Source organism: Vibrio sp. SG41-7, from assembly GCF_014164465.1.
Lineage (GTDB): Bacteria > Pseudomonadota > Gammaproteobacteria > Enterobacterales > Vibrionaceae > Vibrio > Vibrio splendidus.
In genome coordinates this window covers 1-893 of the sequence record NZ_JACJFF010000314.1, presented here as the reverse complement: position 1 = coordinate 893, position 893 = coordinate 1, and the positions used below count along the sequence as shown (strand labels likewise).

At 37.6% G+C, this 893-nt stretch carries 1 protein-coding gene and 1 pseudogene; one reads left to right on the top strand and one right to left on the bottom strand.

The genetic code is table 11. The features are described from left to right. Window positions 1–136: pseudogene (locus H5300_RS26880) on the bottom strand (IS110 family transposase); the annotation flags it as partial. Window positions 137–229: 93 nt separating this feature from the next. Here H5300_RS26880 and H5300_RS26875 point away from each other — a divergent pair. Continuing rightward, the gene (locus tag H5300_RS26875; RefSeq protein ID WP_182797373.1) at window positions 230–802 is read left to right on the top strand and encodes a class I SAM-dependent methyltransferase; all 573 of its coding nucleotides are present in this window, start codon (window positions 230–232) and stop codon (window positions 800–802) included. The last annotated feature ends 91 nt before the right edge of the window (window positions 803–893 follow it).

Genomic DNA, 893 nt, shown 5'->3' with positions numbered 1-893 from the left:
TATTTGCTATTGTAGTCAGTAGTTTAGAGCGAGTTACCGACTTATGAAGTATGACCTTACCATTTTGGTCTACGGCATGAAGACTGAAGTGGTTTTTAGCTAGGTCGATACCGCAGAAATAAGAAAAATCAGACATGGTGCCTCCGATGCATTTAAGTACCACATAAGTGTGGCAGATCCTCGGTAGGGGGAATCCATGTCATTCGTTATATGATTTAAGGAGAAATCTTTGAGTAATTGGGATGATGTTGCTGGTAAAGTTGAGTTTAATCTTCAATTAATCAGCGAGTTACTTATTAATACAGTTCCTTATTCTAGCCAAGTTCTCGATTTTGGTTGTGGGTATGGAAGAGTAACTAATGAGCTTTATGACTTAGGTTATAAAAGTATTTGTGGTGTTGATTCTTCATTGGAAATGATTAATCGTGGGAACAATGAATTCCCGCATCTAGAGCTGAACTACTCAAAAGGTTCACAACTTCCTTTTTCTGATTCTTCCTTTGATGCCATTGTTACGTGTGCTGTTTTTACATGCATTCCAGAGGCGCAAGTTAGGGTAAATGTTGTTTCTGAACTACTAAGAATTTTAAAGCCAAATGGAGTCATTTATTTAGCTGAATTTTGCTCTGATGAAAGTCTTTTTTTTACGTCTGGTGTTGGGGTTCCAATGTGGCACGGAACTCAAGTTGAAATTGAAAACATAGTTGATGGGTTTGTACTAGAAAAGTCTATCGTTGTTAATAATCAAACGATGACAGGGCATAATAGGGTCATGACTCCAATCTGTTGTTTTCTGTGGTAGAATCTACGTTTTTGGGGTACCAATCATGGCAACTATTCAGGTTAATTGTCGATTTTGCAGTCAGAGTAATGCTGTTCGAAAGCATGGTAAA